The following is a 23,493-nucleotide window of genomic DNA, read 5'->3' as shown; positions in this document are numbered from 1 at the left end:
ATGACACAGGACTTCTCCACCCCGGACACGCTGGGCGTGCGGATCGGCGGACTGCCCGCGGCGACCCTGGACGACCTGCGCTCCCCCGAGCTGTGGCGGCAGGTCGAGACCGTGCTGGCCGGGGAGCGCGCCCTGACGGCCGCCGAGGCCGGGCTGTCCGACGCGCTGTACCGGATCGTCGGCCGGGCCCCCGCCGGCAGGCCGCTGCTCGTCGCCCTCCGCCGCGCCGTCCACAACCGGCGCCCGCTGACGCGACGGTGCTGGAACGACGAGGTCCGCTCGCTGCTGCCGGACGGCACGGTCGCGGAGGTGGCCGCCTGGCAGCGCCGGGTCTCCGAGCACGAGCACGCGGTGGCGCGGCTGGACGAACTCGTCGACCACCACACCGCCACCCGGCACGTGCTGCTGCGCAAGGCGGTCGCCGACCCGGCCTTCCGGCACGGTCTGGTGCTGAGCAGCCCGGTGCTCCACGAGCAGCTCCACAAGTGGCTCGCCCTGCCCGGCGAGACGCCCCCCGACCGCCAACTGGCCCTGCGGCTGGTCAAGTACCTCGCCCGGATCACCATGAAGACCAGCCCGTTCAGCACCTTCACGGTCAGCGGTCTCGCGCGCTGGCGCGACGGGGACGACCTCCCGGCATCCTCCCCCGACCCCGCCGTACGGACCGTGGCGGAGCTCAACGTCTGGGTGGTCCAGCAGCTCGTCCGGCACCTGGGCGGCCACCCCGGCCTCGCGGCCCGCCTCACGCTGCGGCTCAACCCGAGCGCCCTGCGGACCGGCGACCGCTGGGACTTCCTCGGCCCGGGAGCCGACGAACCCCTGCGGAGCATGGCGGCGACGCCGGCGGTCCAGGTGTGCGTGGACGTGGTGACCGAGACCGAACGCACCCGGGCGGAGGCGGCCGGGGAAGTGGCGGCCCGCACCGGCAGCACCCGGGACGTCGCCGCCGGGTACCTGGCCCGCCTGGTGGAACTCGGCCTCCTGGAACCCGTACGCCCCTTCGCCGACCAGGACCCCGACCCGCTCGGGGCGCTCCGCTCCTGGCTGGGGGAGGCGGGACCGGAGGCGGCCGGCATCCGCGCCGAACTGGCCGCGCTGGCCGGGCACCTCGACGCCTACCCGGCGCTCGCGGACCCCGCGGAGCGCCTCCACCGCACCCGGGCCGTCGAAACCTCCCTGCGGCGGGTCAGGTCCCTGGCAGCGGAGCTGACCGGAACGGACGGCATCGACCTGCCGGCCAAGAACAGCGTCATCGAGAACGCGCTGCTGGTCACGCCGCCGGCCGGGCCCGACCGGGACCGGTGGGCGCCGGTCCTGCGCGATCTGGACGTCGTGCGCCGCCTGTACGCCGTGCTGGACCCGGCGCTGCCCGGCCGGGTGGCGCTGGCCGACACCTTCGCCGAGCGCATCGGGGCGGGCGCCGCCGTGCCGTTCCTGGCGTTCCACCGCGCGGTGCAGACGTGGCTGCGCGAGGATCCCGACCTGCCGGGGCTGCTGTCCATGGGCACCCACGGGTACCGCGCCCTGACCGGCCACCGGCTGCCGCGGATCCGCGAACTGGCCCGGCTGCGGGCCGCGCTGTGCGCGGAGGCGACGGCGCGGGCCGGGGCGCCGGACGCGCGGGACGTGGTCCGGCTGGACCCCGGCCGGCTGGCCGCGCTGGCCGCCGGCTGGCCGGAGTGGATGCGCCCGCCGGACTCGGTGGCGTTCTACGGGCAGCCCCACGGCCCCCGGGACGCCCCCCGGTTCGTGGTCAACGCCGTGAACTCCGGGCACGGCCGGGGGCGGGACCGCATCGCGCGGCTGCTCGCCCAGGCGGGCGTCGCCGCCGGGCCGGACACCGCCCCGCCCCCCGAGGGCGTGCTCGTCGCGGACACCTGCCGCCACTACGGCAGCAACGTCGGCCTGCGCGCCTCGCTGCTGGCCACGGAGATCGACTACCCCGAGGGGCGCAGCCGGCGCGGGACCGGCGACCGCGTCCCGACGGCCGACCTGGTGGTGCGGCACGACCCGGCACGCGGGCTGCTCACCCTGTGGTCCCGCAGCCGCGGCGCCGAGGTGCGTCCCGTGCACCCCAACCTCATCGCCGAGCTGTGGCTCCCACCCGCCGTCCGGCTGCTGCTGCAGGCCTTCGGCGCCACGTCGAACCTGCTGATCCCCGGCCGCAGGATGTTCGGCGACACCTCGCTGGACGCGGTGGACGGCATGCTCGCCGAACCGCGGGTGACCGTCGGCGACGTGACCGTCAGCCGCCGCCAGTGGGTGTTTCCGGCGCACGCGGTGCCGGTGCGGCACAAGGGCGAGCGCGACCGGCCGTACCTGCTCCGCCTGGCCGCCTGGCTGCGGCGGCACGGGATGCCGGAGCGCTGCTTCGTCCGCGCCCTGGACCCGGCGTCCGTGGTGGGCGGCAGCGTCTGGCGGATCAAGTCGCGCAAGCCGCTGTACGTCGACTTCGCGAACCTGCTGCTGGTGGGCGTGTTCGAGCGGCTGCTCACCGATGGGGAGCACGTGCTGTTCCTGCAGGAGGCCCTGCCGGACCCGACCGACCTGCCGGACCACGGCTCCCTCGGGCGCCGGGTGACCGAATACCTCGTCGAGATCAACGGAGGACACGATGCCGAGCGGAAGCGACCCGCTGAACCCCGCTGAGGCCGACGGCTCGGACTGGGTGTGCGCGCACATCTTCTACGACACCGACCAGGACGCGCTGCTGACCGAGTGCGCCCGGCCGCTGGTCCGGGAACTGACCGCCGACGGCCTGGTGCAGCGGTACTTCTTCCTGCGCTACTGGGAGGGCGGTCCGCACGTGCGGCTGCGGCTGCTGCCCCTGCGGACCGCGGACCGGGCGGAGGTGGAGCGGCGGGCGGCCCGGCGGATCCGCGCCTTCCTCGCCGACACCCCGGCCGCGGACGTCGTGGACCGGTCGCGCTTCGCCCAGGTGGCCCGGGGCCTGGCCGACCTGGAGGGCAGGCCGGGCCACGACCACGTGGTGCGGCCCAACAACAGCGTGGACTTCCCGGCCTACGAACGCGAGCACGGGGACTACGGGTACGGCGCGGCCATCGGCGCCGTGGAACGGCACTTCCACGAGTCCAGCGAACTGGCGCTGTCCGTGGTGGCCGCCGGCACGACCGTGGAACAGCGCGCCCTGCTCGCCTTCGACCTGGTGATCGGGGTGTTCGCCCTGTGCGAGGAGGTGCGCGACCAGTGGGCCCGCCACGGCGGACCGCCGCTGCCCTTCGGCAGCGGCCCGGAGGCGCCGGACGTCGAGCAGCGCTACCGCGTCCAGGGGGACAGGCTGCGGGAACGGGCCCTGCACACCTGGCGGTCGGCGGCCGCTCCGGCCGGGGGGACGGACCAGCGGTCCTACTGGCTGGCGTCGGTGCGCCGGCTCCGGGAGGAACTGCACGGCCTGGAGGAGACCGGGCGGTTCGCCTCCGAATGGGCCGCCTCCCCGCTGGCCGAGCCGCTGGGCCTCGCCGACACCGCGCACCCGTCCACCAGCCTCGTGCTGCTCCGCTGCGCCCACCTGGTCAACAACCGGCTGGGACTGACCCTGTGGCAGGAGAACCAGCTGCGCTTCCTCGTCGGCCGGGTCCTCACCGACCTGCCCGAGACGCTGAAGGCGTCGTGAGCCGTCCCGGCGCCCAGTGGCGCAGCATCCACGTGCACCACCACGACGAGACGGCCGAACCCGCGCTCGTCCTGGACGCCGTCCGCCCCGTGTTCGAGGCCGTGGCCCGGTGGACCGACGGCGCCTGGTTCGGTCGGCACTGGCTGCGCGGCCCGCACCTGCGGCTCCACTTCCGGACCGGCGCCCGGGAGTGGGAGACGCAGGTGCGGCCGACCGCGGTCGCGATGCTGGAGGCCCACCTGAGGGCCCACCCCTCCACGGCGCGGCTGGACGAGGCCGCGTGGGAGCCGGCGCACCGGCTCCTGGCACGGCTGGAGATGGAACCGGGGCCGCTGCGCCCCTGGGTGCCGGACAACACCGTGCGGGAACACCCCTACGACCACCGGCTGCCGGTCCTGGGGTCCCTGCGGGCCGGCGAGCTGCTGGCGGGCTTCCTCGCCGACACCAACGACGCGGCGTTCCGCATGTACGAGCACGTCCGGGCCGGCGGCGCCCTGCCGGTGCTGGCGCTGGACCTGATGTGGAGCACGGTCTCCGCGGCGGCCGTCCCCTTCCGCCGCGGCCAGGCCCCGATCGCGCGCGGTTTCCTGTCGCTGCGGTCGCACGCCGACGCGTTTCTGTCCCGCACGGGCGACCCGGCCGCCTACCGGTCGGCGTTCGACGAGCGCTACCGGCGGCAGGCGGACGCGCTGTCGGCGAGGCTGCGCGCCGTGGAGTCCGCGCTGGCCGGTTCCGCACCGGCCGGTGCGGGGAGCGGCGGGCCGCCGTTCGTGGTCGAATGGGCCGAGGCGGTACGGCGCCACCAGCGGGCGGCGCACCCGCTGCTGGCGTCCGGCGAGGTGACGATGCACGGGGCGGCACTGGCCCCCCGCCTGCCGACCCGGCAGGTCAGCGAGTTCCACCGGGTGCTGCGGTCCGACCACGGCCACGCCGACTTCGTGCGGGCCGACCACTGGTTCGCGTCCTTCCGCCTCGTCGTCAACTACCTGTACGTCCACCTGAACCGCCTGGGCCTGAAACCGGTGGACCGGGCCCTGCTGTGCCACATGGCGGCGAACACCGTCGAGGCGGTGCACGGCGTCTCCGCGGTCGACGCCTTCGAGCGGTACGTGGCGTCCGAGCCGGCCGACGGCACGCCCGAGTGGTCCCGGCTCGGCGAGGAGTGGGCGGACGGGCCGGCCTGATCCCGCGGCGCCGACCGCGCCCGGGCCCCGTGGGCACCCCGGGGCGTGCGGCCCGCCCGCCCCCCCCCGCCCGGTGAGCGGGACCGCCCCGGACGGTTCCGGCACCGCGATCACACCGGCCGCGCAGGGACCGGCGTGACCGCCGTCGCGGCCCCGCCACCCGACCCGGCGGACCCGCGCGGCCGCGGCACTAGCGGTGTGCCGCGCGGGACCCCGCCGTCGCCGGGGCGATCCCGGGAAGCTGACCGCGTCCGGAGATGCCGAGCTTGCGGTACACACCGGACAGGTGGAACTCCACGGTGCGCACCGTCACGAACAGCTTCCCGGCTATCTGCCGGTTGGTGTGGCCGTCCCGGGCCAGGCACAGGATCCGCAGCTCCTGCGGGGTCAGGTCCGACAGAAGCGGGTCGGCACCCGGATCGTCCCCCGCCGCGTCGGCCTCCCGGAGCACCGCCGTGATCCGCGCGGCCAGGGGGCGCGCCCCGCACGCCTCGGCCGCGGACAGGGCGGCGGCCAGCTCGCCGCGCGCCTCGGCCGGTCTGCCGGCTCCGTCCAGCGCGGTGCCCAGGTCGAACCGGGCGACCGCGAGCTCCAGCCTGGCGGGCGAGTCGGCCAGGAGCCGGACGGCGGCGGCGAGGGACGCGACGCGTTCGGCCTCCGGTTCGGTCACGGCGAGTGCGTGCCGGGCGGTGCCGACCGCGCGCGGCGTCCCCCACCGGCGGGCGTCCTCCAGCTCGGCGGCGGCGAACCGGGCGGCCTCCTCCCTCCGGCCGAGCGAGGTGAGCAGCCGGGCGGCGCGCGAGCGCCACGCCGCCACCGCCGGATTGCGCACACCGCACTCGGTCGCCAGCCGGCCGGCCGCGAGGCAGTCCTCGAGCGCGCGCGGCAGGTCGCCGGCGTGCTCCCACAGCGCGGCCCGGGCGGAGAGCACGGCCACGGTGTCCTGCCGCGGCGGCAGCTCCCCCTCCAGACCGCAGTCGGCCAGCAGGGCGGCGGCGGTGCCGGTGTCGCCCATCAGCGCGTGCGCCTCGACGAGGGCCGCCACGGAGAGTGCGGCCGGCAGCCGGGCTCCGGAGGCGGTCCTGCGCAGCAGGTCCGCCATCGGCGCCAGGGCGCCGACCGCCCCCGGCAGATCGCCGCGGATCCGGCAGATCCGGGCGCGCAGCAGTTCGGCGCAGACGTGGTCCCACTGTCCGGGGCGGGCCGCGTCGGCGGGGCGGGCCCGGCTGCCGTGCGTCCACGCCTCGGTCAGTTCGTCGGCGTGGACGAGGGTGCTGCAGCCGTGCCAGAAGGAGCGGTCGGGGCCGTCCCTGCCGCCGGCGAGCGCGAGACGGGCCTGCCGGACGGCCTCCGGCCGGTCCGCACCGACGCCGACGGCGTGCGCGGCGCGCAGCCCGGCGAGCTCCCGGCGGGCCGCGTCCTGCGCAGGGGGGTCGGCGGCCAGGTCGTCCGGCGGGCCGGCCGCGCCCACCAGCCAGGGGGGCCCGCCGAGGCAGACCAGCGCCTTGTGCGTACGCAGCCGCAGGAAGTGGTCCGGTGCGGCCGGCCCGAGGCGGTCGGCCGTGTCGTCGAGCACCGCCAGGGCATCGGCGGGCCGGCCGCACCGGACCAGCAGGCCGGCCAGTGCCACGGCGTAGTCGGTCGCGGCCTCCGGGTCGTCGGCCTCCTGCCGGGCCGCTTCGAGCCGACGCGCCGCGCCCTCCGGGTCGGCGAACTCCTCCAGCCCGGCCAGCTCGCACCGCACGGCCGAGCGGACCTGCGGTGCGAGTTTCTCCCGCAGGACGCGGCGCAGGTGCCGGGCGGCCTCCTCGGTCCTGCCGTCGCGCGCCAGGCGGCGCGCCGCGAGCATCAGGGGGCGGACGGTCCAGCCCTGGCCGATCGGGCCCGCGGCCATCAGCTGGCGGGCGACCCGGGTGGCCCCGAAGTGGCCGTCGCGCAGGATCTCGGCGGCCCGCAGGTGCAGGGCGGTGCGCGAGCCGACCGGGATCCCGCCGGTCACCATGGCGGCCAGCAGGGGATGGCGGAACGCCAGCGGTGTGCGGTTGGCCAGCACGCTCCGGCGGACGAGTTCGTCGATGGGTGACAACGTTTCCCGCGGTGCCAGCCCCGCCAACTGGGCGGCCTGGGATATCTCGGCCTCCGCATCGAGCACCGCGACCGCCCGGGCCAGGGCGAGCGCGGGGGCACTGAGCCCGCCCAGCCAGCGCTCGCCCCCCGGGAGCGCCGCGGACCCGGCGGCCGCGCGCAGCTCCCGCGCGGTGGGCGCCGAGTCCGCGTACCCGTGCAGCAGGGACCGCAGCAGACCGGGGTTGCCGCCGGTCAGCTCGTGGCACACCGCGGCGCTCTCCTCGTCGAGCGCGACACCGCAGTGCGCCGCCGCGAATCCGGGGAGCGCCGCGGTCGGCAGCCCGGCGAGGTGGAACTGCCGTGCCTTCGCGAGGAGTTCGGCCATCGGTGAGCCGTCCTGCTCCAGGGCGGGGTCTTCGGACAGCGCGATGACCAGTGGTGCGGGTGATGTGATCTCCGAGGAGGCCAGCAGCCAGCGCAGCGACCACTCGTCGGCGCGGGACGCCTCGTCCAGGCAGAGCAGGACGGGCCCGTGGCGGGTCTGGGCCCCGACCCGGTCCACGAGGTCGTGCAGGCCCTCCGGAGCGGAAGGGAGGGCCGCGGCCGGCCCGGGCGCCCCGCTCCCGGTCCCCAGGCGGCCGAGGACCGTTCCGGCCGCCGCGAACGCCCTGCCCGGGGTGTGCCGCGCGGACGCGGCGGCGACCTGGAACCCGGCGCCGGCGGCGAGTTCGCCGAGCGCTCCGAGCAGCGCCGACTTGCCGATCCCGGGCTCCCCCCGGAAGACGACCGTGGTGGGGACTCCCGGCGCCGCCCCGTCGATCAGGTCACGCAGCCGCGCCAGTTCGGGCGCGCGGCCGTTCAGCCCGACAGAGGTCATCCACGCCTCCCCGTGTGACCCGCAGCGCTTCGACCGCTCCCCGGACCGCGGACCCGCGCACGCCGCGGGGATCGGTGGGTGCCGGGCGCGGTCACCCGTGCACCCGGCCCGACAATGATCTTTTCGATGAAGATCACCCTACACATGCCTCCATATGCCTTCAACGATGCTTCTTGGCCAAAGGCACTCACCGGGCGGATTCGACCGGAGGGGGAGCGGCATTCCCTGCCGATCGTTTACCATCCCGGCCGCCGACTTTTTCACGGTTGTGAATGGAGGGGATTACCGGATCCGCGCGGCGGGTGTTGCGGCGGGATTCGCGGACAATTTACCGGCGTTTAACAAGGCGCTTCGCCCGCCGCGGCCGACGGCCCGGTGGCGCCCCGGCGGCAGTGGCCGCACGGAAGCCGGATGACCTGGGGGTTCGCCCTGGCCGGGCGCCGACCTCCGATGCCCGCCGGTGCGGCCCTGCCCGCCGGCAGACGGGGCCGCACCGGTCGGCGGCGGGACCGCGCCGCGCATCGCCACCCCCTGCGTTCCGGACGCATCGTGCCGAGAACGGGCCGTTTCTCGCCACCGGCCGATCGGCGTTGCCTGGGAAAACAAAAAATTTGGCAATGGCTTGATCGCACGCTGTGGGCGAATGTTTCTTGCCGCGATCCGGTAAGTTACCGGCGGGGAATCGGAGGGCCCCTGCTCTCCGTCGCCCTTCCGAACAGGGGGAATGCTGCTCGACGCGGAATGTGTCGGGCGCAACGTGATCCGGAGCCTGCTGTTGACGCTCGACCGAACCCCTGTGAGGCCTCCCGGTGAGAAAGCACCCTCCTCCGCCTCCGCCCGGGGTGGAACCAGCCGAATGATGCGCGGCCGCCGCTCGACGGCGAGGTGACCCGCCCCGCCGGGACCCGGATGCGGGCCGAGCCGGGCCGGCCGGCGGCCCCCGAGTCCGGCCGGACGTCCGCCCCGGCGCTGCCGAGGGCCGGGACCGACCGGCGCCTCCTCCACGTGCGCGGCCACCACCTGGTCACCGACGGGTACATGTCCGCGCTGTCCGCGCACCGGGTGGCCGAGGTCCACACGGCCCTGACGAGCGGGGCACCGGTACGGGAGGGCGGCAGCGGCTCACAGGACCTGCTCCCGGCGGACGGCGCCGGACACGGCGCGTCGGAGGGGTCGGCGCGGGACCGGGACTACTGGCTGGACATCGTCCTTCCGCACGAGCGCGCGCTCGTGCCGCCCGTCCCGGCCGAGCACCGTGCCGACACCCCGCCCCGGGCCCTGCCGGAGTCGTCCGAGTGTCAGGTGGTGCGGGGGCCGGATGCTGTGGCGCTTGCCGAGGGGATGTCGGGCTGTTCTGTGCCGGGCTGGACGTGCGGGCCGATCGGCTGGCGCGTCCGCCGGTGCGGCGGGGGGCCCGAGTGGTTGGCGGCGGTGGCGCTGCCGCGCTCTGCGGAGCCGGTGGCGGCTCCGCCGGCGGTGGTGGGGACGGGGGGTGGCGTGTCCGCCGGTCGACCCCGACTGTCCCGCCGATCGCACCGCCTTCGTGCTCGGTGGTGCCGCTTTCGCCCGTCTGGTCACCCTCGGTGGCCTGGCGGCCCGCATGCCTGGCGGGACGGTTCCCTCGGCCGTGCTCGACGAGGACTGCACCGTTCGTGCTCTTGCCGCCGAGTCCTGCGGTGACCTGGCCGGCGCCGACCGGACCGGGGCGTGGGAGGCCGGGGCGTGCTCTTGTGCGCCCTCTCCCCGCCACCGTCCGGGTACGCCGGGCGGTGCCCGGCGGATCCGGGGCGCGGCACCGTGCCACCACCCGGGATCGGCCGGTGCACGGGACGGCGGTCGGTGCACGGCCACCGTGAGAGGAGTCCCGAACGGGGCTGGAGGAGGCCGTGCCGACCGGGGGGCTGACGACCGGCGAGGACGCCTGCCGCGATGCCGCGGTGCGTGGAGGCGGTTCCTCGCCGGAACGGACGGGAAGGCCGTGGCCCACGCCTGCCTCCGGCAGGTGGTGGAGGAGCTTCCCGTCCGGCGGGTGTTCCCCGGCGTGGGCCGCGCCGACGGCATCACCGCCCGGCGTATCGTCCCGTCCTTCGGCCGCACGGTGTGCGTCACCCGCGCTGAGCGAACGCCACCGGCGAGGGGGCGGCGCGCGAACCCGGCCATGCCGGGGGAAGAGGTCCGGTTCCGCCGGCACGGCCGCGGCACCGGCGGCACGGCCCGACGGACGGCCCCCGGCCGGCGCCCGGTTCAGGCGGCGCCCGGCGGCTTCCCGGTCGCCGCGGAGGCGTGCGGCGAGCCCCGGACCGGTCCCGGTACGGATCTCGCCCCACCCGTGGGCCCGTCCGGCCGACACCGCCGGCGCGCGCACCGGTCAGGCCCGCCTCCACCGGCTCCGCCGCCCCTCGCGGCGGTGGCCGTGGCGCGCACGCCCCGCGACTCGTCGCGCAGCGGGCCGTCGCGATCGCCCGACCGCGGCCCGCGCGCGGAGGTGTGGTGCTTCCCGCCGCAGGAAGCACCACACCTCCGCGCGCCCCACCGGGGGGCCGGCGGCTCAGGGGAGGGGGGCGGGGGAGACGTACCGCACCGTGTTCTCGAAGGCCACACCGTGGCTCTTCACGTCGATGGCGATCCGGTCCCCGTCGGCGATGCGGAACCCGTCGTGGAAGCTGGCCTCGTCGGCCCCCAGGAGCACGTAGTTGACCATGCCGGGCCGCCGTACCGCAGGAAACGAGAACAGGTGTTCCACCATGTCCCGCACCCGGAAGTACAGGGCGTCGCCGCCGCAGTCGAAGTTCCCCTCCCAGGCGGCCGCACCGTCCCGCTCGATGGTGACCCGGCCGGTCACCGACCGCGGCGGCTCCCCCAGGAACAGCCAGGGCGCCAGGGCGGTGTCGCACAGCTTGCAGTACGGGTTGTAGCCGGGGTCCTTGCGGTGCAGGCCGATGTCGCACAGGTCGTTGCCGAAGGTGTAGCCCGCGTAGTGCGGGGTGCCGTCGGCGTCGTTGACGTAGACGAGGGCCACCTCGGGCTCCTCGATGAGGGCGACCGGGTCCGCGGGCACGTTCAGCGTCTCGCCCGGCAGCCGAATCCAGTCCCCGAAGCCCTTGAAGAACCACTTGGGCGGTGTGAACTCACCGCCCTCCGGGGCGCTCTGCCCGCCCCACTTCTTCCTGTGCGTGCCCATGAAGCCGCTCAGCAGGGCGGTGCCGCCGGCCGTCGGCAGCAGTGGGGGCAGCAGCCGCACCTCCGGGTCGTCGGCGGTGACGGTCACCGTCCCGGCGCCCTCGGCGACGGCGGACCTGAGGGCGGCCTCCGAACCGTCGGTCGTGGCGAAGGCCGCCGCCAGCTGCCCGTCGGCCACTCGGTACAGGGTCTGCGGCGTGCCGGCCTCGAGCCGCCCGAAGCCGACGTGACGCTCGCCCCTGTAGGCGGCTTCGAAGAGGATGGGAAGGGACATGGGAGGGTCCTCCTGGGACTGGTGGTGGTCAGGACTGGGGGGAGAGGGGGCGGACGGTGGAGCGGACGAGGTCGGACAGGGCCCCGCCGACCTGCTCGACCGCTTCCCGGACCCACGGCAGTCCGAGCGGGTCCGCCGCCGCGAGGGCGGCCGTACGCTGCTCGTCGGTGTCGCCGTAGAGCCGGCTCGTGGCGGCCCGGATCCGCAGGGTGGGACCGGGCTCCCCGAAGGCGCTCGCCGGAAGGACTCCGATGCCGTGGCGTTCGCTGAGGAACCGGGCCAGGCCGTCGCCGTCGTGCACGCCGTGGGCCCGGGCCAGGCGGTCGCGGAGCGGCTCGAAGTCCGGGTACAGGTAACAGGTGGCACGCACCGGGGCGAGGGCGGCCCCGGCCGCGGTGAAACGGCCGGCGACCGCGCGCGCCACCGCCTCGTGCAGCCGGCGGCTCGCCGCGACGTGCTCGGTGATCTCCGGCGGTTCGCCGAACGCGTACGCGGCCGCGGTCTGCACGGGTGCCGGGGGGCTGGACCACACCTGGCTGGCGACGGAGACGAGGCGGGTGTGCAGGGCACGCCCGATGTCGCTGTCGGGGAGTCGGGCCACACCGGTGCGCCAGCCGCCGACCGCCAGGTTCTTGGTGAGTCCGGTGGTGACGACGGTGCGCTCGGAGGCGTGCAGGGCCGGCGACTCGGCGGGCGCCGAGGTGTCGTAGACGAGATCGCGGTAGATCTCGTCGGACACGACGACCAGATCGAGTTCCCGGGCCGCCGATGCCAGGCGCCGCACCGTGTCGGGCGAGGCGACGGTGCCGGTCGGGTTGTCCGGCACCGTCACCACCACGGACCGGGGGTCCAGCCCGGCGGCGCGCGCCTCGGCGACCGCCTCGCGCAGCCGCTCCGGATCGGGCACTCCGCCCTGGCCGGGCACGATCGGCACGGGGATGGGGCGCGCCCCCACGAGCCGGGCCTGCGCCGCGTAGCTCACCCAGCTCGGCACGGGCACCACCACGTCGCCCCCGAGAGCGAGCAGCAGCGCGAACAGCAGTGGCTTGCTCCCCGGACCGGCCACGACCAGCCCGGGGTCGATGCCCAGGCCGCGCCGCTCCCAGTACCCGGCGGCGGCGGCGCGCAGCGCGCGGCCGCCGGCCACGGGGCCGTACGCACCCTCACCCGCCGCGGCAGCGAGCCGTTCCCGCAGGGCGGGGTGCACGGCCAGGCCGATCTCCCCGCTGGCCATGGAGAGAACCCGCTCCCCGGCGCGGCGCCTGCGGGCCAGGGCCTCGTCGGCGGCGAGGGTCGCCGACATGGGGACCGGTGTCGATTCGCGCATGACAGACTCCAAGGTGAGGGGCTCGGTAGGGACGGGGGACGGCCTCCCCGAAGGCTCCGGCACCCGGTCAGCCGGCCGCCGGGGCGTACCGCTGCCGCAGTTCCGCCTTGCGGACCTTGCCGGTCAGGGTCTTGGGGAGGGCGGGCAGCAGCTCCACGCGGTCCGGCAGGAAGCGGGAGTCGTGGTCCGCGTCCCCGAGGTGGGCGCGGATCTCGTCGAGCGAGGGGCCCGTCCCGCCGCGGGGGACCACCACCGCGCAGATCACCGTCCCGCCACCGTCCGCCGCGGACGGCAGGCCCACCAGGGCCGCCTCCACGGCCTTGGGGTGGCTGCCGATGACCGCCTCCAGCTCCGTCATGGGCGCCACGAGACCGTCGCGGACGATCGCGTCGCGGGCACGGCCGACGATGCGGATGCCGCCGCGGCCGTCGTCCCGCGCGAGGTCCCCGGTGTCGAACCAGCCGTCCGCATCGAACTCCGCCGCGAACGCCTCCTCCCGCCTGTAGTAGCCGAGGGCCAGGGACGCCCCGCGCACCTTGAGCCGGCCCACGAGGTCGCTCTCGCCGTCGAAGCCCGCCGGGTCGATGCGCGTCTGCATGGCGTCGATGGCGCGCCCGTTGCTGTGCGCGGCCCAGTCCGCCGGGTCCTCGGGCCGGGTCATGGTCACCGGGCCGTTCTCGGACATGCCCCACAGCGAGTGGGTGCGTGCGCCCAGGGTCTCGCGGACCTCGTCGGCCAGCTCCGCGAGGACCGGAGCGGAGCCGATGACCACGTGCCGCAGCGTGCCCGTGTCGCGCTTCTCGGCCCGCTGCGAGGCGGCCACGTCGGCGAGCGTGGCGGGCGGCCCGTACAGGAGCGTGGCGCCGTAGCGCTCCACCAGGTCCAGGAGCGCCGCGTTCTCGCGCATGTCCTGGAAGGAGACGGTGCCGCCGAGCATGACGCCCGCGAGGACGCCTTGGGCGAAGCCCGAGTAGTGCACGAGCGGCGTGGACACGGTGGCGACCCAGGAACCGTCGAGCCCGAAGGCGTCGACGTAACCGCGCACGGCCGAGTGGACCGTGTTCTGGCTGTGCAGCACGCCCTTGGACTCGCCGGTGGTTCCGGAGGTGAACAGGACGACGAAGGGTTCGTCGGCCGTGAGCGCCAGGCCGTCCAGCGCGGTACCCCGGTGCTCCTCCCGGGCGGCGGCGACGAAGTGGTCACCGAAGGAGAGGGCGCCCTCGGGGGCCGGTCCGTCCACCACCAGGACGTGGTCGAGATCGGGGAGTTCGTCCTTGAGGGCGGTGACGATGCGGGCCAGGGGCGTGCCCGACCAGTCCGGGAGCGTGACGCACACCCGGGCACCCGTGAGACCGAGGCGATGGCGCAGCTCCTCCTCCGGGCAGATCGGCGAGATGGGGCAGACGACGGCGCCGACACGCATGCAGGCGAACATCAGCGGAACCATCTCCCACCGGTTGGGGAGTTGGACGGCGACGAAGTCACCCCGCCGTACACCGAGTTCGAGCAGCGCCATGGCGAACCTGTCGGTCAGACGGTCCAGTTCGGCGTAGTCGAGGGTGTCGGTGCGGGACTCGGTGATGCGCCGCCCTGCGATGGCGAGTTTGTGCGGGCGCTCGCGCGCGTGGCGGCGCAGGTCGTCGAGGAAGGTCTCGTCCCGCCACCAGCCGCGGCGCCTGTACTCGGTCGCCCGCTCCTCGGACGGCACGGCCCCCGGGCCGGTGCGGGCGGCCTCGGCCTCCGTGGCGGCCGTACTCATCGGCGTTCCTTCCCGCGGGCGCCGAGCAGCTCCGGCAGCGGGTCCCCGGCACGCGCGGCGGCGATCTCCAGGAGGTCCGCGGTGTTGCGGCGCACCCGGTCGCCGACCCAGTCGAAGACCCACGCCTTGCGCTCGTCGGCCGGCAGGTCGAAGGGGACGACCCGGGTCACGGCCAGGGCGGCCGAGGCGGCTCCGCCGATGTTGGCGATCACGCCGGGGACCAGGGTGGCGCCGGAGGCCGCCAGCTTCTCCCTCGCCTCCGCGCTGGAGGCGATGTTGGCACCCTCGACGATCAGGCCGGCGCGCAGCCGGTGCACGTTCTCGGCGTTGAGCGCGTGCTTCTGCGCCGCCAGGATCAGCAGGTCGGCGTCGACGTCGAGCCAGGCGTCCGGCTCGGTGGAGACGGTGACGTGCTGCGGCAGGCGGGAGCGGTCGATCCGCCCGAACCCGTCGGTCACGGCCATCAGGTCGGCCACCGGCAGCCGGTCCGCGCTGATGGTGCCCTGCACGTCGGCGACGCCCACGACGACGTGCCCGCGCTCCTCCAGGAACCGTGCGACCGCCCGGCCCACGGCGCCGAAGCCCTGCACCACGATCCGGGCCGGCTCCTTGCGGCCGCTCGCCTCCAGGGCGGTGACCGCGGCGACCCCGACGCCGTGCCCGGTGCAGTCGATCAGCGGCTCGTAGTAGGTGCGCCAGTCGATCGGCATGTCCGGGGCGCCCAGCCGGTAGCGCGGGTCGTAACCGGCCTCGGCGAAGAAGACGGCCCGGTCCGCGGGAGTGACGCCCATGTCGATGCCGAGGTGGATACCGCCGTGCAGCAGCGGCTTGACGGTGCGTCCGAAGGTGCGGAAGGTCTTCTCGCGGTCACCGCCCTCGGAGACGATGCCGGCCTTGGCGCCGCCGATGGGCAGGCCGGCCAGCGTGAACTTCTGCGTCATGTCGCGGGCGAGGTCCGCCACCTCCTGCTCGGTGACGCCCGCTGTCATCCGCGTACCGCCCATCGCCAGGCCGTCGTAGAGCGTGTCGACGACCACCCAGCCCTTGATGTCGCCGCCGCTGCCGTTCAGGTGCGCGGTGAACGCGGGCTTGGGCGAGTTCTGCTCGTCGCTCATCCCCAACTCCTTCAGTGGGTAGATGTGTGAGGTCGGTGGGCGCGCTCGCGCCCGGGCGCGGGCGCCGTCACCGGTAGAGCCGGGTGAAGCCCCGCAGGATCTCCAACCCGTCGCTGCGGAACTCCAGATGGGCCTGCGAGCCGAGGATCCGGCCGTCGTCGGAGCGCAGGAACTCCACGGGAGCGTGCTCGGAGCGGCCGATGGAGCGGAAGCCCTCGGGGGCCTCCTGGAGGTAGAGGGTGTGGCGGTGGAAGACCGTCACGGCCGGCTTCACATAGGTGAAGAGCGGCTCCTCCTTGTCGACCTGCACCTCGTAACCGCCGACCCGCTGGGGGCCCTCGGCGAGTCGGCCGCCCGCCGCGACGGCCAGGATCTGCATGCCGCCGCAGATGCCGAAGACCGGGACGTCGGCGTTCATGACGAGGTCGACGAGCGGCTTGTAGTAGCCGAGGTCGTAGGCCCGGACCTTGGTGCCGCTCAGGACGACCGCCTGGTAGCGGCCGCCGAGCCGGGGCGGTACGGACGCCGCGTCGACCGCATCGGTGTCCGAACCCAGTTCCTCGAAGCGCCCGCGGAGCTGTTTCAGGGACAGTGTTCCGTTGTTGACGACGAGTACGCGGGATCGAGTCACGTGTGCGCTCCTTGCGCTCGGGTGATGACGGTGCCGCTGTCGGCGGCGAGCAGGTCCGTGACGGGCGCACTTCCGATGACGACCCGCCCCACACCCTGCTCCAGGGCCTCGCCCGCGGCGCGCAGCTTCTTCCGCATGCCGCCGGTCGCGCCCCTGTCGCGGAACCTGGCCGCGGCCTCCGCCCCGATCCGCCGTACCGGCTCTCCGTCGATCAGCAGGTGCGCGACATCGGTGACGAGGACCAGATCGGTGGCGCCGGTGGCGCCGGCGATGGCGGCGGCGGCCCTGTCGGCGTCGGTGTTCACCTCCCGGCCCGCCGCGTTCCGGGCCAGTGGGGTGACGAGGTGGGCGTGGCCGGGACGCAGGGTCCCCAGCGGCGCCGTGTCCACGCCGGTGATCGGGCCGACGAGGTTCTCCAGCTCGACGAGCTGCTTGTCCCGCCACCACCAGCGTTCGGCCTCGCCCGCCCTGACCAGGCCGTCACTGCCGAGCAGCCGCTCCGCTGTGATGCCACGGGACGCCAGCCGCCCGATGACCTCCTCGCCCAGCTTGGCGCTGACGGTCTTGATGTCGTCGATGACCTCGGGCGTGGTCCAGCGGCTCTGGTTGCCGTACCGGTCGCGCAGGATCGCCGAGGGTTCGCTGTACCGCGGGCTCAACCGCTTCAGCGGTTTGGACCAGCCGTGCACGAGGATCAGCGGAGCTTCCTCCCCGTGCCGGGCCAGGTCGTCCCACCAGGATCCGTCGAGGTCGTCGAGGCAACTGCCGCCCAGCTTCACGACGGTCGGCTTCACGGCCGGCTCCCGGGTCTTCCGCGTCCCGCTCATGCGGGCATCACCGGCTGCATCGTCAGGCCCGTCTCCTCGGGTAGGCCGAACCGCTTGTTCGCGGCCTGCACGGCCTGGCCGGCGGCGCCCTTGACGAGGTTGTCGAGGGCGGAGAGGACGACGATGCGGTCGCTCTCGTCGTCGTGCATGACCGTCACGTCGCAGAAGTTGGAGCCCAGGACGGCCTGCGGGTCGGGCACCGGGATCAGTGTCTCCGCGTGCCGCCGCACCCGCACGAAGCGGTGCTCCTTGTAGAAGCGGACGTACGCCCGCTGCAGTTCGCGCTGGTCGACGGCCTCGTCCGTGAACACGTACGAGCTGGCGAGCAGGCCGCGCACGTGCGAGACGCCGTACGCGGACATGCTCAGGGAGCCGACGGAGCCGGGCTTGTTCCGCTCCAGGAAGTCCCGGACCTCGGCCGCGTGCCGGTGGCCGACCGGGGCGTACGGGGCGATGGCGCCGTTGCGCAGGGGGTGCAGGTCGGCGGTGCGCAGTTGGAGGCCACCGCCGCTGGAACCGCTCTTGCCGTCCACCACCACGGTCCTCAGGTCCAGGCCGAGCCCCAGGGTGAGGGGTGCGAGGCCGAGCGTGATGGCGGTGGCGTAGCAGCCGGGCAGCGAGATCAGGGCGGCGTCCGCCATCTGGTCGCCGACCAGCTCCGGTACGCCGTACACGAAGCGGTCGGCGAGGTCGGTGCGCCGCTTCGCCTTCGGGTACCAGCGGTCGTGCAGCTCCGGTGTCCGGATGCGGAAGGCGCCGCTGAGGTCGATGACAGCCGCGGTCCGGTCGGCGAACAGCGCGGCCAGCTCGGCCGAGACCGGCGCCGGAGTGGCCAGGAAGACGACGTCGACCCGGTCGGCGGTCGCCTCGGTGGCGGGCTCCACCGTCAGTCCCAGGTCGAGGCGCAGGCCCGGGTGCAGTTCGGCCGGGCGCCGGCCGACGTGGGAGGAGCCGCCGAGGAAGGTCAGCTCCATGTCGGGGTGTTGGGTGATCAGTCTGATGAGTTCACCGCCGGCGAGCCCGGAGGCGCCGACGATTCCTGCACGGATCATGAGAGCAGCTCCTGGAGGTGGCGGCCGATCGCCGAGGGGATGTCCGCTCCGGTCGTCGAGGCCACCGCCCGGAAGCCGGGAGCGTGGTTGACCTCGTTGACGACGTAGCCGTCGGGGGTGCGGAAGAGGTCGACTCCGTAGATTCCGGCGCCGAGTTCGGCCACCACGGTGTCGATGATCTTCAGGACGTCGGGGTCGTGGGCGACGGTGCGGCTGTTGTTGCCGAGTGCCGCGTTGTTGCGCCAGTCGGTGCCGCCGCTCGTGAACTCGGCGGCGCCGACCAGCTCGCGGCCGATGACGAGGCAGCGCACCGAGGCGCCGCCGTCCAGGTACGGCTCCGCCAGGCAGGCCTGCTCGAAGGCGTGCCCGAGGTCCTCGACGTAGTCGTAGACGGACTGGGCGGTGTCGGCGTGCCGGATCAGCGTGACCCGTTTGCCCATGCCGCCGAAGACCGGCTTGAGGACCAGGGGGACCTCCATCTCGTCGAGGGCTCTGGTGAAGTCCTTGCGGGACAGCACGAGCCGGAAGTCCGGCACGGGAACGCCCGCGGTGCGCAGGACGGTGCGCAGGACCGCCTTGTTCTCGCAGGCGTTGATCGCCTTGGCGCTGTTGAGGACGGTCACCCCGGCCGCCTCGGCGAGCGTGGCGATCAGGCCGCCGCGGGTGTAGCTGCGGCTGCGCACCAGCAGCGCCTCGTAGTCGGTCACGGAGGGGCCGTCCGGGTGGCCGAGGCACAGGGACTCGTCGTTGACCCAGTCGATGCGCAGGCCGGAGTCCGGGGCGGCGTCGATCAGCCGGCGTTCCTCCCAGCTGATCCGGTCCGCGACGATCGCGACTCTCCTGGCCATGTCACTGGCCCCAGTCGCGGAGCTGCACCTCGACCATCTGCAGGGAGAGCCTGCCGTCCTGCACCTCCTCGACGCGCAGTGTGAGCATGCACTCGGGGCAGGAAAGCGTCTCGCCCTGGACGATCGGGGGCACGGTCAGGTCGGTTTCGCACTCCGGGCAGGTGCCGGTGAAGGTTGCGGTGGGCATGGTTCAACTCCGTATGTCGTGGTGGGTCGGTGGAACGGTGGGTGGGGCCGGGCTGGGACCGCGCGGGGAGCTCAGGCGGCCTGGAAGTCGACGGCGGCCTTGTGGATCGCGTCCCGGTCCAGGAGGGGGCCTCCGCCGCGCTCCTGCCGCTCGACGAGCCACGGCGTGAAGGCGTCGACGTCGACAAGGACGCCCGAGCCGTCGAGCGCCCACTTCACGAGTGCGGGTGTGAGGCGCGTGCGGACGCGCAGCTCGCGCACGTTGCCGACGAGTTCGGCGGGCAGCGTCTCGTACGCCTCGGGGTGGCTCAGCTGCCCCGGCAGCTCGTAGGCGAACGCGTGCGGTGTGGTCGGTCCCGACTGGAAGGCCTCGCCCAGGCCGGAGCCCTTGAGCGCGACTCGCGACAGCTCGGTGAGGTGGGTCAGGTCGAAGCGGGTGTCGCCGTGGAGGACGCGCAGGGAGGTGAGCAGTTCCGCCAGGGGGGCGTTGCCGCCGCGCTCGCCGATGCCTCCCACGGTCGCCGAGACCCACCGCGCTCCCGCGCGGACGGCGGCGAGCGAGTTGGCGACGGCCATGCCCAGCATGTTGTGCGAGTGGATCTCGATCTCGGACCCCTCGATCGCGGTGAGGTCGGCGATCACCTCCTCCATCTGCCACGGTGACAGGTACGCGACCGTCTCGGCGAGCCGGAACCGGTCGGCGCCGGCCTCGAAGCCCGCGGTGACGTAGGGGACGAGCCGCTCCTTGGGGGTGCGGGCACCGTCCTCGCCGCTGAAGGTGACGTGGAAGCCGCGGTCCTTGGCCTGCGAGATCGCCGAACGGGCCAGCGAGTGCAGGAACTTGGGGCTGGACGAGCCGAGCTTCAGGCCGGCGTGCTGCTCGGAGGTGGGTATGGAGTACATGATGTGGCGTACGCCGAGCCGCTCGGCCTCGTCGAGGGCCGTGGCGACCTGCCGGCGGTCCCGCACCACCACGAGGGTCATGCTGCGTTCGGGGGTGACGGCCTCGTGGGTGGCGAGGACGAGGTCGGCGTCCTTGGAGTTCGGGCCGGACACCATGCCCACCTCGACCAGGGAGACCCCGGTCCTCACCAGCAGATCCGCGATGACCGCGGCGTCCTCGGGGCCGAACTCGACACCTGCCATGTGTGCGGAGTCCCGCAGGGTCGCGTCGGATATGTGGGGCGGTTCCGGATGTCTCTCGGGGCTATTCGAGGATGTCAATTTCCTTCTCTCCTTCTTCCGGGTTCGGGAGGTGAACCGAAGTCGGGGATTTCGGTGGGCGGTGCTCCATAGACTTCACCGGGAGGCGGCGCGAGACAAGGCGTCCGAGGTCAGAACTCCGTAGAGAAGTGTCAAGGAATGTCAGGCAGGAAAAGGACTGCAAGGCCGGTGTGCGCCGGACGTCATTTCGGACGACTCCGGGCCCTCCCGTCGCGGCGCGCGCCCTACCGTGCCGTCATGGACCTTTTCTCGCTGCCCAGACTCGGAGTCGTAGTCCCTCCGGAGAATCCCACTGCGGAACCGGAGTTCAACCAATTGCTCGGATCCCGTCTCAACGTGTACGCCTCTCGGTTCCCGGTGACACCGGGGAAAAGCCTCAGGGACATGCTGGAGACGTACAACCGCGTGCTCCCCGAGGCCGTGGGCGCCTTCGGCGGTATGGAACTGGGCGCCGCCGTGGTGGCCTGCAGCGCTTCGCACTACCTGCTGGGCCCCGAGGGCGACCGCGCGCTGTGCGAGGAGCTGTCGGTGCGTGCCGGCTTCCCCGTGCGGTCCTCGACGCAGGCGACACTCGCGGTCTGCGCGGCGCTCGGGGTGACCCGCCTGACGCTCGTCTCGCCCTACCAGCCGTGGCTCACCGACACGTCCCGCGCTTTCTGGGAGCGAGCCGGGCTCACGGTCGACGGCGTGGTGATGGTCCCGGCGGCGCGGCACCCGGGCCGTCGCGACCACTACGACCCGTACCGGGTGACCACGCGGGCGATCAGGGAACGGATGGGTGAGCACCGGCTCCCCGACGGCTCCGCGCTGCTGTTCACCGGCACGGGGATGGGTACGCTCGACGCCCTCACCGAGCTCGCCCGGGAGGACGCCTCCCGTCCCCTGCTGTCCTCGAACCTGGCGTCCGCCTGGTGGGCGCGGCGCACGGTGGGGCACGGCTCCGGCGACGCGCACCCGCTGCTGCGGCGCTTGGACGACCAGGCGGTGTGACACGGCGCGGGCCCCGGGAGGCGCGCCTCCCGGGGCCCGGCAGCGGGTGCGCGAACGCTCAGCCCGCGGACGTCTCCGGTACCTGCCAGGTGTGGCCCATGCGGTAGCCGACCCCGCGGACCGTGATGATCCAGTTGCTGGATCCGAGCTTCGCCCGCAGACTGCTCACGTGGGTGTCGATGGTGCGGCTGGTCTGCACCCAGGAGTTCCCCCACACCCTGGCCATCAGCTCCTTCCGGGACACCACGGTTCCGGGGTCGGCGGCCAGGGTGTAGAGCAGCTCGAACTCCTTCGAGGTGACGTCGACGACCCGGTCGCGCAGGCGGACCTCCCGTGTCCGCGGATTGATGTGGAGCGGACGCAGCGAGATGGTCTGCGGTATCGGCGGCCTGGAGCGGACCCGGCGCAGCACCGCTTCGATGCGGGCTCCCAGCTCCCGGTGGCCCCAGGCGGTCGCGACGCAGTCGTCGGCACCCGCTTTCAGGGCGAGGACCCGCTCCAGCTCGCTGTCGGCGTGGGTGAAGGCGATCAGGGGGACATTGCTCTCGGCCCTCAGGGACCGGCACAGCTCCAGGCCGTCGATGTCCGGCAGGTCCAGGGAGAACAGCACCAGAGTGGCGTCGTGGTGCGCGCGCAGGGCGCGCGCCCCCGTGTCGACGCTGTGGGCCGAGTATCCCTGCCGGTGCAGATCGCGCACCATGGCGTCGGCGGCGGAGGCCTCTCGCTCCACCACGAGTACGTTTCTCATGTGCCCAAGACCTCTCTCGTCGTCCGGTCAGCCGGCGGTTCTGTTCGGCGCCGCGTGCGGTACCGGGGCGACGGTGAGGGAGTTGGGGGCGCCGTGGAGGCGCTGGTGGACGTAGGCGGCCGAAACCATGGTCATGTGGTGGTGCCAGCCGGGGAAGGAGCGGCCCGCGAAGTCGAGCGCGCCGAAGTCCTCGCGCAGCGTGGTGACGGTCGACCGGACGGCGGCGCGGCTGCGCACCAGCGCCATGGCCGTCTCCACGCACCGGTCGGTCAAGTTGGTGATCCAGTACCGGGCGGGCTGCGGACTGTCCGGACTGCGGAGTTCCAGGAGCCGGTGGCACGGGGAGTCGCCCTGCCGGTCGGTGTCGTGCCGCGGTAGACGCACCGCCCCGGCGTAGACACGGATCGGCGCCGCTCTGGGGCGGTCGCCCGCTGTCCGGTGCTCCACCGCGTACGGCCTCCGGGTGCGCCGCGTGTCCATCAGCCGGCCGACGGTGGTCACGGCGGAGGGGTGGTGCCCGGCGAAGACGGGCTGGGCCGGCCCGACCTCGCACACGAAGTCGAACCGGTGCCGGGCGAGCCCGGCCAGCACTCCGCCCGCGTCGTCGCACTGCACGAGGTCGAGGACCCAGGGAACGCGGGGCAGCCGCGGCTGCGCGGCGACGGCGGCCGCGTGGCCGAGGATGTGGGAGCCCACGGGACGCGCGGTCTCCGCCTCCGGAATGCGCGCCCGGAGCCTGCGCTGCCGGTCCCGGGCCCAGTCGCCGTCGATGACCAGGCTCCAGTCCACCGGGAAGCAGTGGGCGTCCGTGGTGAGGAAGAGCCCGACGGTCTGTTGGCAGTTGACGAGCCGCCCGGTCGCGGTGTCCAGCCGGCGGTGCACGCCCACCGAATGCGCGCCGCGCTTGGGGATGGTCAGTTCGGCGACGGCCCACGCGTAGGGTGCCGCGTTGGCGGCGACCCATAAGGCCAGTCTGCGGCGCACCGGTTCCCAGTCCCACGAACTGGCGTTGATGAACTGGTGCAGGCCGTGCGCCGTCGCCGGAGGCAGCAGCTCGGTCCGCGCCATGCGCCGCGGCGTCTTCCTGCCGGGCGCGTGGATCAGTCCCTGCAGATACGCCTTCGCCCAACGATGTTGCTCCGCCCGGTGGAGCGGTTTGAAAACCTCTTCCAAAAACTCCTGCATGCGCGAGCTCTCGCCTGCCACGGTCGTAGGCAATCTGCTAGACGACATGTAACGCTGCGCCCCCTCATACTCGCGTCGTTCGCACCCGAAGCCGGTGCACGGCAGTCTGTACGAGGCATAAAAATACCTTCTCGAAGGAAAAATTTATGGGCTTATCGCCGAGTTCGCGATTTCCTCCTCTGACCTGCTCGAACGTGGTCCGGTGGGATGCCCGGCAGACGATCCGGCTGCAGGAACCGGCAGCCGCCGGGCGGACGGGGGCGTGCGGAAGCGGGTCCCCGTCCGCCCGGCACGACGCCCGGGCTCCGCGGACGGGCGGCGCGTGCGGGCGCGGGTGACCGCCGAAGGCGGGGGAGCAGTGTGCCTTCGGCGGCCGTTCGGGAAG

Annotated in this window: 17 protein-coding genes; 4 read left to right on the top strand and 13 right to left on the bottom strand. The window is 74.1% G+C overall.

All coding sequences use genetic code 11. From position 1 onward, the window contains the following. The 3 genes from ACFSJS_RS15805 to ACFSJS_RS15795 are packed head-to-tail and all read left to right on the top strand — an operon-like array spanning window position 1 to window position 4,818. On the top strand, window positions 1-2,649 hold the full coding sequence (locus ACFSJS_RS15805) for a lantibiotic dehydratase (RefSeq protein ID WP_380900737.1): 2,649 nt from the start codon (window positions 1-3) through the stop codon (window positions 2,647-2,649). Then, entirely contained in the window at window positions 2,615-3,634 is a 1,020-nt protein-coding gene (locus tag ACFSJS_RS15800; RefSeq protein ID WP_380900735.1) for a lantibiotic dehydratase C-terminal domain-containing protein, read from the top strand. The genes ACFSJS_RS15805 and ACFSJS_RS15800 overlap by 35 nt, the downstream gene beginning before the upstream one ends. Next, entirely contained in the window at window positions 3,631-4,818 is a 1,188-nt protein-coding gene (locus tag ACFSJS_RS15795; RefSeq protein WP_380900733.1) for a thiopeptide maturation pyridine synthase, read from the top strand. Before ACFSJS_RS15800 ends, ACFSJS_RS15795 begins: the two co-directional genes overlap by 4 nt. Window positions 4,819-5,008: 190 nt before the next feature. Here the strand turns inward: ACFSJS_RS15795 and ACFSJS_RS15790 are convergent, their stop codons facing one another. From ACFSJS_RS15790 to ACFSJS_RS15740, 11 genes are all read right to left on the bottom strand, one after another. Next, window positions 5,009-7,762, bottom strand: coding sequence for a LuxR C-terminal-related transcriptional regulator (locus ACFSJS_RS15790; protein WP_380900731.1), 2,754 nt, complete (start codon window positions 7,760-7,762; stop codon window positions 5,009-5,011). A 2,548-nt stretch (window positions 7,763-10,310) separates the two neighbouring features. After that, window positions 10,311-11,216 carry a fumarylacetoacetate (FAA) hydrolase gene (locus tag ACFSJS_RS15785; RefSeq protein ID WP_380900729.1) on the bottom strand — a complete coding sequence of 302 codons (906 nt, stop codon included), beginning with the start codon at window positions 11,214-11,216 and terminating at the stop codon, window positions 10,311-10,313. A gap of 28 nt (window positions 11,217-11,244) precedes the next feature. Continuing rightward, on the bottom strand, window positions 11,245-12,543 hold the full coding sequence (locus ACFSJS_RS15780; RefSeq protein ID WP_380900727.1) for a pyridoxal phosphate-dependent aminotransferase: 1,299 nt from the start codon (window positions 12,541-12,543) through the stop codon (window positions 11,245-11,247). A gap of 67 nt (window positions 12,544-12,610) precedes the next feature. Further along, window positions 12,611-14,302 carry an AMP-binding protein gene (locus ACFSJS_RS15775; protein WP_380900725.1) on the bottom strand — a complete coding sequence of 564 codons (1,692 nt, stop codon included), beginning with the start codon at window positions 14,300-14,302 and terminating at the stop codon, window positions 12,611-12,613. Next, window positions 14,299-15,417 carry a Glu/Leu/Phe/Val dehydrogenase dimerization domain-containing protein gene (locus ACFSJS_RS15770; RefSeq protein WP_380900723.1) on the bottom strand — a complete coding sequence of 373 codons (1,119 nt, stop codon included), beginning with the start codon at window positions 15,415-15,417 and terminating at the stop codon, window positions 14,299-14,301. Before ACFSJS_RS15770 ends, ACFSJS_RS15775 begins: the two co-directional genes overlap by 4 nt. Window positions 15,418-15,484: 67 nt before the next feature. Continuing rightward, the gene (locus ACFSJS_RS15765; RefSeq protein ID WP_380900721.1) at window positions 15,485-16,048 is read right to left on the bottom strand and encodes a type 1 glutamine amidotransferase; all 564 of its coding nucleotides are present in this window, start codon (window positions 16,046-16,048) and stop codon (window positions 15,485-15,487) included. Continuing rightward, entirely contained in the window at window positions 16,045-16,875 is an 831-nt protein-coding gene (locus ACFSJS_RS15760; protein ID WP_380900719.1) for an amino acid kinase family protein, read from the bottom strand. The genes ACFSJS_RS15765 and ACFSJS_RS15760 overlap by 4 nt, the downstream gene beginning before the upstream one ends. Next, the gene (gene argC / locus ACFSJS_RS15755) at window positions 16,872-17,927 is read right to left on the bottom strand and encodes an N-acetyl-gamma-glutamyl-phosphate reductase (protein ID WP_380900717.1); all 1,056 of its coding nucleotides are present in this window, start codon (window positions 17,925-17,927) and stop codon (window positions 16,872-16,874) included. The genes ACFSJS_RS15760 and argC overlap by 4 nt, the downstream gene beginning before the upstream one ends. After that, complete coding sequence (locus tag ACFSJS_RS15750) at window positions 17,924-18,775, bottom strand: ATP-grasp domain-containing protein (RefSeq protein WP_380900715.1); 852 nt, start codon at window positions 18,773-18,775, stop codon at window positions 17,924-17,926. Before ACFSJS_RS15750 ends, argC begins: the two co-directional genes overlap by 4 nt. Before the next feature lies 1 nt (window position 18,776). Then, window positions 18,777-18,962, bottom strand: coding sequence for a lysine biosynthesis protein LysW (locus ACFSJS_RS15745; RefSeq protein ID WP_380900713.1), 186 nt, complete (start codon window positions 18,960-18,962; stop codon window positions 18,777-18,779). A gap of 71 nt (window positions 18,963-19,033) precedes the next feature. Further along, window positions 19,034-20,140, bottom strand: a complete 1,107-nt coding sequence (locus tag ACFSJS_RS15740; protein WP_380900824.1) for an isopropylmalate synthase — start codon at window positions 20,138-20,140, stop codon at window positions 19,034-19,036. Window positions 20,141-20,422: 282 nt separating this feature from the next. Here ACFSJS_RS15740 and ACFSJS_RS15735 point away from each other — a divergent pair, with 282 nt between their 5' ends. Next, window positions 20,423-21,175 carry a maleate cis-trans isomerase family protein gene (locus ACFSJS_RS15735; protein ID WP_380900711.1) on the top strand — a complete coding sequence of 251 codons (753 nt, stop codon included), beginning with the start codon at window positions 20,423-20,425 and terminating at the stop codon, window positions 21,173-21,175. 58 nt (window positions 21,176-21,233) lie between these two features. Here ACFSJS_RS15735 and ACFSJS_RS15730 read toward each other — a convergent pair whose 3' ends face one another. Then, complete coding sequence (locus tag ACFSJS_RS15730; RefSeq protein ID WP_380900709.1) at window positions 21,234-21,923, bottom strand: response regulator transcription factor; 690 nt, start codon at window positions 21,921-21,923, stop codon at window positions 21,234-21,236. A gap of 27 nt (window positions 21,924-21,950) precedes the next feature. Beyond that, window positions 21,951-23,156, bottom strand: a complete 1,206-nt coding sequence (locus ACFSJS_RS15725; protein WP_465269796.1) for an IS701 family transposase — start codon at window positions 23,154-23,156, stop codon at window positions 21,951-21,953. Window positions 23,157-23,493 lie beyond the last annotated feature (337 nt).

The organism is Streptomyces desertarenae (genome assembly GCF_042681365.1).
Classification (GTDB): domain Bacteria; phylum Actinomycetota; class Actinomycetes; order Streptomycetales; family Streptomycetaceae; genus Streptomyces; species Streptomyces desertarenae.
Note: the sequence above shows the minus strand (reverse complement) of the source record. Positions and strands in the feature narration are given on the sequence as shown.

Coding starts and splice junctions, on each gene's coding strand:
- ACFSJS_RS15805 (WP_380900737.1), top strand. CDS start 1: ATGACACAGGACTTCTCCACCCCGGACACGCTGGGCGTGCGGATCGGC.
- ACFSJS_RS15800 (WP_380900735.1), top strand. CDS start 2,615: ATGCCGAGCGGAAGCGACCCGCTGAACCCCGCTGAGGCCGACGGCTCG.
- ACFSJS_RS15790 (WP_380900731.1), bottom strand. CDS start 7,762: ATGACCTCTGTCGGGCTGAACGGCCGCGCGCCCGAACTGGCGCGGCTG.
- ACFSJS_RS15785 (WP_380900729.1), bottom strand. CDS start 11,216: ATGTCCCTTCCCATCCTCTTCGAAGCCGCCTACAGGGGCGAGCGTCAC.
- ACFSJS_RS15780 (WP_380900727.1), bottom strand. CDS start 12,543: ATGCGCGAATCGACACCGGTCCCCATGTCGGCGACCCTCGCCGCCGAC.
- ACFSJS_RS15775 (WP_380900725.1), bottom strand. CDS start 14,302: ATGAGTACGGCCGCCACGGAGGCCGAGGCCGCCCGCACCGGCCCGGGG.
- ACFSJS_RS15770 (WP_380900723.1), bottom strand. CDS start 15,417: ATGAGCGACGAGCAGAACTCGCCCAAGCCCGCGTTCACCGCGCACCTG.
- ACFSJS_RS15760 (WP_380900719.1), bottom strand. CDS start 16,875: ATGAGCGGGACGCGGAAGACCCGGGAGCCGGCCGTGAAGCCGACCGTC.
- argC (WP_380900717.1), bottom strand. CDS start 17,927: ATGATCCGTGCAGGAATCGTCGGCGCCTCCGGGCTCGCCGGCGGTGAA.
- ACFSJS_RS15750 (WP_380900715.1), bottom strand. CDS start 18,775: ATGGCCAGGAGAGTCGCGATCGTCGCGGACCGGATCAGCTGGGAGGAA.
- ACFSJS_RS15745 (WP_380900713.1), bottom strand. CDS start 18,962: ATGCCCACCGCAACCTTCACCGGCACCTGCCCGGAGTGCGAAACCGAC.
- ACFSJS_RS15735 (WP_380900711.1), top strand. CDS start 20,423: ATGGACCTTTTCTCGCTGCCCAGACTCGGAGTCGTAGTCCCTCCGGAG.
- ACFSJS_RS15730 (WP_380900709.1), bottom strand. CDS start 21,923: ATGAGAAACGTACTCGTGGTGGAGCGAGAGGCCTCCGCCGCCGACGCC.
- ACFSJS_RS15725 (WP_465269796.1), bottom strand. CDS start 23,156: ATGTCGTCTAGCAGATTGCCTACGACCGTGGCAGGCGAGAGCTCGCGC.